Source organism: Variovorax sp. KK3, assembly GCF_001984055.1.
Lineage (GTDB): Bacteria > Pseudomonadota > Gammaproteobacteria > Burkholderiales > Burkholderiaceae_C > Variovorax.
Genome location: NZ_LYVO01000057.1, coordinates 40460 through 46459 on the forward strand (window position 1 = coordinate 40460; position 6000 = coordinate 46459).

At 69.6% G+C, this 6000-nt stretch carries 7 protein-coding genes and 1 pseudogene; 4 read left to right on the plus strand and 4 right to left on the minus strand.

Annotation, left to right across the window (positions count from 1 at the left end; genetic code table 11):
• The first annotated feature begins 36 nt into the window (after window positions 1-36).
• Genes B0W80_RS23620 through B0W80_RS23630 form a run of 3 tightly spaced genes read left to right on the plus strand, consistent with a single transcriptional unit; the run spans window position 37 to window position 2465 of the window.
• Complete coding sequence (locus B0W80_RS23620; protein WP_077001612.1) at window positions 37-435, plus strand: tautomerase family protein; 399 nt, start codon at window positions 37-39, stop codon at window positions 433-435.
• A gap of 40 nt (window positions 436-475) precedes the next feature.
• Window positions 476-1828, plus strand: coding sequence for a tetratricopeptide repeat protein (locus B0W80_RS23625; RefSeq protein ID WP_077001604.1), 1353 nt, complete (start codon window positions 476-478; stop codon window positions 1826-1828).
• 10 nt (window positions 1829-1838) lie between these two features.
• Entirely contained in the window at window positions 1839-2465 is a 627-nt protein-coding gene (locus B0W80_RS23630) for a LysE family translocator (protein WP_077001605.1), read from the plus strand.
• A gap of 42 nt (window positions 2466-2507) precedes the next feature.
• Here the strand turns inward: B0W80_RS23630 and B0W80_RS23635 are convergent, their stop codons facing one another.
• Entirely contained in the window at window positions 2508-3182 is a 675-nt protein-coding gene (locus tag B0W80_RS23635; protein WP_077001606.1) for a histidine phosphatase family protein, read from the minus strand.
• An 82-nt stretch (window positions 3183-3264) separates the two neighbouring features.
• Here B0W80_RS23635 and B0W80_RS23640 point away from each other — a divergent pair, with 82 nt between their 5' ends.
• Window positions 3265-3978: an alpha/beta fold hydrolase gene (locus tag B0W80_RS23640; RefSeq protein WP_179107006.1), complete on the plus strand. Its 714-nt coding sequence runs from the start codon at window positions 3265-3267 to the stop codon at window positions 3976-3978.
• A gap of 3 nt (window positions 3979-3981) precedes the next feature.
• Here the strand turns inward: B0W80_RS23640 and pcp are convergent, their stop codons facing one another.
• The 3 genes and pseudogenes from pcp to B0W80_RS23655 all read right to left on the minus strand — a co-directional run.
• The gene (pcp, locus tag B0W80_RS23645) at window positions 3982-4623 is read right to left on the minus strand and encodes a pyroglutamyl-peptidase I (protein WP_083745574.1); all 642 of its coding nucleotides are present in this window, start codon (window positions 4621-4623) and stop codon (window positions 3982-3984) included.
• A 24-nt stretch (window positions 4624-4647) separates the two neighbouring features.
• Entirely contained in the window at window positions 4648-5388 is a 741-nt protein-coding gene (gene pxpA / locus B0W80_RS23650) for a 5-oxoprolinase subunit PxpA (protein ID WP_077001608.1), read from the minus strand.
• Window positions 5378-6000 (minus strand): annotated as a pseudogene (locus B0W80_RS23655) (allophanate hydrolase); the annotation flags it as partial. The gene pxpA and the pseudogene B0W80_RS23655, both read right to left, overlap by 11 nt.

Genomic DNA, 6000 nt, shown 5'->3' on the forward strand with positions numbered 1-6000 from the left:
AGAATGAAGCCCTCAACCTTCGAAAAGGAACGCACCATGCCTCACATCGTCATCCACCTCTCGGGCCAGCCCGACGCGCAACTCACCCGCCGCGTCGTCGACACCGTGGCCGAACTTACCCAGAGCGTGCTGGGCAAGAAGCTGCCGGTCATCGCCACCACCGTGCAGTACGTCGCCGACGACGCCTGGTTCATCGGAGGCCGCACGCTGGCCGAGCTCGGCCAGTCGGCCTTCCACCTGGACATCAGCATCACCGACGAAACCAACACCAAGGCCGAGAAGGCGCGCTACCTGCGCGAGATCTACTCGGCGATGGCGGCGCTGCGGAAGAACCTTCACGAGGTGTCCTACGTGTACCTGATCGACGCCCGCGCCGCGGCCTACGGCTACGGCGGGCTCACGCAGGAATACCGCCACCAGCAGGCCGGCGTGTGAGCAGCGGCCCGAAACCGGTCTTGGCGGCAGAATAGGCCGGATGCAAGACAGCCTGGGCAACCCCGTCACGCTGGACGATCCTTCGAGCCTGCGGGCCGTCGACGCCTTCGTCGAGGGATTCATCTCCTGCGAGGCGAGGGCCGTCGACGTACTGTCGGCGGCGCAGGATCCGAGCCCCCTGGTGCAGGCCTACTGCGCCACGCTGCATCTCTTCGCCGAGTCGCGTGACGCCGTGCAGAACGCGCGGCCCTTTCTCGAACGCGCGCAGGCCGGTGCCGACCGCGCCACCGGGCGCGAGCGGCGCTACATCGAGGCCGTCGCCGCCTGGGCCGCCGGCGACATCACGCGCGCGATCGCCCTGCACCAAGAGCAAGCCCGCGAGCACCCGCGCGACCTGGCGTCGCTCAAGCTCGGCCAGTACCACTGCTTCAACGTCGGCGATTGCCCCGGCATGCTGCGGCTCGCGCTGGTGGCGCTGCCGGCCGCGGCCGACGTGCCCCATCTGCACGGCATGGCCGCCTTCGGCCACGAGCAATGCCACCTGATGCGCGAAGCCGAAGCCAGCGCGCGCCGTGCGATCGCAATGAAACGCAAGGAGCCCTGGGCCCACCACGCGCTGGGCCACGTGATGTTGACCGAAGGGCGCCTGGCCGAAGGCCTGGACTTCCTGCGCAGCGTCAGCGACACCTGGGTCGGGCTCAACTCCTTCATGGTCACCCACAACTGGTGGCACGTGGCCCTGTTCCTGATCGACCTGGGCCGCGACGCGGAGGCATTGGCGGTGTACGACGAGCGGGTGTGGGGCGTGGTCAAGGACTACTCGCAGGACCAGATCGGGGCCGTCTCGCTGCTGGCTCGCCTGGAACTGGCCGGCATCGACGTCGGCGGGCGCTGGGAAGACCTGGCCGTCTACCTGTCGCAGCGGCTCGACGACCACGTGCTGCCCTTCCTCGACCTGCAATACGTGTACGGCCTGGCGCGCGCCGGGCGGCCCGAGGCCGAGCGCCTGCTCCACAACATCGAGGCCTTCGCGCCGAACGCACCCGCGTCGACACGCGCGGCCTGGCAGCGCGTCTGCGTGCCGGCGGCACGCGGCCTGCTGGCCCATGCGCGCGGCGACGCGGCCGGCGCAATCGAGGGCCTGGGCGTGGCGTTGCCGCGCCTGGTGGAGATCGGCGGCAGCCATGCGCAGCGCGACCTGTTCGAACAGGTGTATCTCGATGCCCTGGTCGCCCGCGGGACCGAAAGCACGCTGGCCAGCGCGCAGGGTTTGCTGCAGCAGCAGGTCAACGGGCAACCGCAGTCGCAGCGGCTCCGGCGGCAGGCCGGCCGGGTGTACGCCGCGCTCGGGCTGCCGCAGTTGATGTCCAATCGGTCGAACCACCCCGCATAGGAGCATCGCCTTGCCCATCGAAACCTGGCTCGCCTTCGTCGCCGCTTCCGCGGTGCTGCTCATCATTCCCGGACCGACCATCCTGACGGTCATCAGCTATTCCATGACGCATGGCCGCCGCGCCAACATACCCCTGGTGGCGGCCGTCGCCCTGGGTGACTCGACGGCGCTGGCGGTGTCGCTGCTCGGCCTGGGTGCGCTGCTCGCGGCCTCGGCCTTCTGGTTCACGGTGGTCAAGTGGGCCGGCGGCCTGTACCTGATCTACCTGGGCCTCAAGCTGCTGCGCGCCGGCGCTTCGTCGGCCACCGTGGCGGCCCCGGCGGCGCCGGGCTCGCGCTGGCGCCTGTTCGCCAACACCTGGCTCGTGACGGCGTTGAACCCCAAGGGCATCGTGTTCTTCGTGGCCTTCCTGCCGCAGTTCCTGCGGCCGGGCGAGGACGTGAGCCGACAGCTGTGGATACTGGCGCTGACCTTCGTGGTAATGGCGACGCTGAACGCGACGCTCTATGCGGTGTTCGCTGCCTCGGCGCGCAAGCTGCTGAGCTCGCCGCGCGCGCAACGGCGCTTTCATCTGGCGGGCGGCTCGCTGCTCACGGCTGCGGGCATCTGGGCGCTCCTCGCAAAACGCCCGGCCTAGCTGCGCAGCGGGCTCGAACCCGCCGGCGCCATCGACCTCGGCTCAGGACTTCTTCAGATGCCGGCTCTGGTCGTAGGTCGGCTGCGCCGGCAGGCCGTCGAGGTGCGCCGTGTCCGCCCAGTCGAGGATCTCGATCTGCGTCGGCCGTGCGGCGTCGGCGATGCGAATGCGGTTGAAGCCCGCGTTGGGAATCTCGCTCTGGCGCGGCCCGTTGAGCCCCAGCCCGCGCACCGTGCGCCACACCATGTCGAGCACCCCGCCGTGCGTCACGACGATCACCGTCCGCCCGTCGTATTCGGCGGCGAGCTTCCCCAGCGTTTCCATGGTGCGCGCATGAAACTGGCGCGGCGTTTCGCCCTCGGGCATGGCGTGGTCCTCGCTGAACTTCAGCCAGTCCTCCCAGGCACGCGGATGCTGCGCCTGGATCTCCTCGGCACGCATGCCCTCGACGATGCCGAAATGCTGCTCGCGCAACGCGACCGAGGTGAGGATGTCGAGGCCCAGTTGCTGCGCCGTCGGCGTGGCGGTCTGCTGCGCGCGCATCAGGTCGCTGCTGACCAGGTGCGTCGCCCTCGTCTCGCTCGCCATGCGCAGGCCCAGCCTGCGTGCCTGCTCGTGGCCGGTGTCGTTGAGGGGTACGTCGATGTGGCCCTGGAAGCGCAGCTCGCGGTTCCAGTCGGTTTCGCCGTGGCGAATCAGGATGAGTTCGATGGACATGGAGTACGGCTATTGTCATCGCATCCGATGTCGGCTCGACGACGATGCCGGACGCGGAGAACGGATCACGGAGAATGCGCCGATGCCCCGACTAGTCCTGCTGCCCGGCCTCGCCTGCGACGAGCGCCTCTGGGAAGCCCAGATACCCGCCCTGACCGCCCTGCCCGCCTCGCTCGACGTGCGCGTGAGCGACGTCCACATGCGGCACGACCGCATCGAGACCATGGCCGCGGCGGTGCTGCGCGAACACCCGGGTCCACTGGTGCTGTGCGGCGCCTCGATGGGCGGCATGATCGCGATGGAGGCCGCACGCCAGGCGCCCGAGCGCATCGCCGGACTGGCTTTGCTCGGCACCAACCCGCGCCCCGAGACACCCGAGATGGTCGAGCTGCGCACGTCGGCCATCGAGCTTTTCGAGCAAGGCGAAGCAGCCGACGTGATCCAGTTCAATGCCGGCTTCGCCTTTCATCCCGCGCAGGCGGCCGATGCAGCCCTGGTCAAGCGTTACGTGACGCTCGTGCTCGATGCCGGCGCGGACCAGCTCATTCGCCAGAACCGCGCCTTGATGGTGCGTCCCGACCAGCGGCCGCATCTGCCCTCGCTGCGCTGCCCGGTGCTCATCATGTGCGGCGACAGCGACAAGCTCACCGCGCCCGAATGCTCGCGCGAAATGGCCGACCTGATGCCGCACGCCGAACTGGTGTGGGTCGAGGCCTGCGGCCACATGTTGACCATGGAGAAGCCGGCGTTCGTCAATGCCACGCTGGTGCGCTGGCTGCAGCGCGTGGTGGCGTAGCGCCTAGCTGATCTGCCCGCCGGTCTCGCGCAGGTCTGCGCGCACCGCGAGCGCGGTCGCGACCGAGATGCGCAGTGCGGCGACGATCGTGTCCAGCGCCATGCTCGGCGCGCCCGGATACCGCGCAGCCTGCTCCGGCAAGTAGGGAATGTGGATGAAGCCGCCGCGCAGTCCCGGCGCCGGGCGCGTCGCGATGCGGTGCATCAGGCCGAAGAACAGGTGATTGCAGACGAAGGTGCCGGCACTGTTCGACACCGAAGCCGGAATGCCGGCAGTGCGCAGCTCACGCACCATGGCCTTGATCGGCAAGGTCGAAAAGTAGGCGGCAGGCGCGCCCGGCACCACGGGCTCGTCGATCGGCTGGCAGCCCGCGTTGTCGCAGATGCGGCCATCGTCGACGTTGATCGCGACGCGCTCGGGCGTGATCTCGCTTCGGCCGCCGGCCTGGCCCACGCCGATCGCAAGCACCGGCTGCAATTCGTCGATGGCCGCATCGAGTTCGCGCAGCGCGGCGCCGAAGACGCAGGAGATGCGGCGCGCGTGCACCACGGCACCCTCGCAGCGCCATCCGTCGAGCGCGCGCACGGCCTCCCACGACGGGTTGATCGCGTCCTTGTCGAACGGTTCGAAGCCGGTCAGCAGGATGTTCACGCGCTCGAGCCCCGAAGCTCAGGCACTGGCCGAAATGGCGATGCCTTCGCCGGTCAGGCGCTCGCGGATACGGCGCGCGAAGGCGAGCGCATGGGCGCCGTCGCCGTGCAGGCAGACGGTCTGGGCATTGACCTGGACCTCCGTGCCGTCGATCGCCCGCACCCGGTGATCGCGCACGAGCGACAGCGTCTGCGCCAGCGACTGCTCTTCGTCGTCGATCAGCGCACCGGGCTGGCTGCGCGGCACCAGACTGCCGTCGGGCATGTAGCCCCGGTCGGCGAACACCTCTTCCACGGGCGTCAGCCCGGCGCGCCGGGCTGCATCGATCATGCCGCTGCCCGCCAGCCCGAAGAAGCGCAGGCCGGGGTCGAAGCGGCGCACCGCCTCGCACAAGGCCTCGGCCAGCGCGGGCTCCTTCACGGCCTGGTTGTAGAGCGCGCCGTGGGCCTTGACGTGTGCCAGCGTGCCGCCTTCTGCCTTGGCGATGGCCGCCAGCGCACCGATCTGGTAGAGCATGCCGGCGATGATTTCTTCGTGGGGCAGCTGCATTTCGCGGCGCCCGAAGTTCTCGCGGTCGGGGAAGCTCGGGTGCGCGCCGATCGCCACGCCGTTGCTCAATGCCCAGCGCACGCATTGGCGCATGGTGTTCGCGTTGCCGGCATGCCAGCCGCAGGCGATGTTGGCCGAACTCACGAGCTGTAGCAGGGCCTCGTCGGTGTCGCAGCCTTCGCCGAGGTCGGCATTGAGGTCAATCCGCATGGTGGGGTTCTCCTTGCGTCGGATTGTGCGCCGGCACCATCCACCCCGCAGCGGCCAGGCCCTGGCCGACGTGGGCGAGGTACCGCTGCTGCGCCGACCAGGCGTCGAGCGCCGCCGGCGCATCGACCTCGACCAGGCGCAGGCGACCATTGAGCGGCGCACGCGCGAGCTTCCACAGATCGGCACGGATCACCACGCCGATGCGCGGATAGCCGCCAGTAGTCTGCGAGTCGCCCATCAGGATGATCGGCTGGCCCGAGGGCGGCACTTGGATCGTGCCCGGGATCACGGCCGAGGACAGCATGTCGACGTTGCGCTTGCGCTTGAGCTCGGGCCCTTCGAGCCGGTTGCCCATGCGGTTGCTTTGCGGCGTGATGCGCCAGGGCTCGCCCCACAGCAACTCGCGCGACGCGACGTTGAACTGCTCGAACTCCGGGCCGGGCATGACGCGCAGGACGGTGGCGCCATCGTCGTCCGGCCCCCACTCGGGCGGGCGCAGGCCGAAGGCGCGCTTCGCCAGTCGCGCAGCGTCGATGCCGGCCGGTCCCAAAGCCAGGCGGTCGCCCTTCTTCAAGGCGCGGCCCTGGTGCCCGCCGAAGCCCGCCTTGAGGT

Excerpts from the sequence above, each read along its gene's own strand:
- B0W80_RS23625 (WP_077001604.1), top strand. The coding sequence starts at position 476 with ATGCAAGACAGCCTGGGCAACCCCGTCACGCTGGACGATCCTTCGAGC.
- pxpA (WP_077001608.1), bottom strand. The coding sequence starts at position 5,388 with ATGCGGATTGACCTCAATGCCGACCTCGGCGAAGGCTGCGACACCGAC.
- B0W80_RS23635 (WP_077001606.1), bottom strand. The coding sequence starts at position 3,182 with ATGTCCATCGAACTCATCCTGATTCGCCACGGCGAAACCGACTGGAAC.
- B0W80_RS23620 (WP_077001612.1), top strand. The coding sequence starts at position 37 with ATGCCTCACATCGTCATCCACCTCTCGGGCCAGCCCGACGCGCAACTC.
- B0W80_RS23640 (WP_179107006.1), top strand. The coding sequence starts at position 3,265 with ATGCCCCGACTAGTCCTGCTGCCCGGCCTCGCCTGCGACGAGCGCCTC.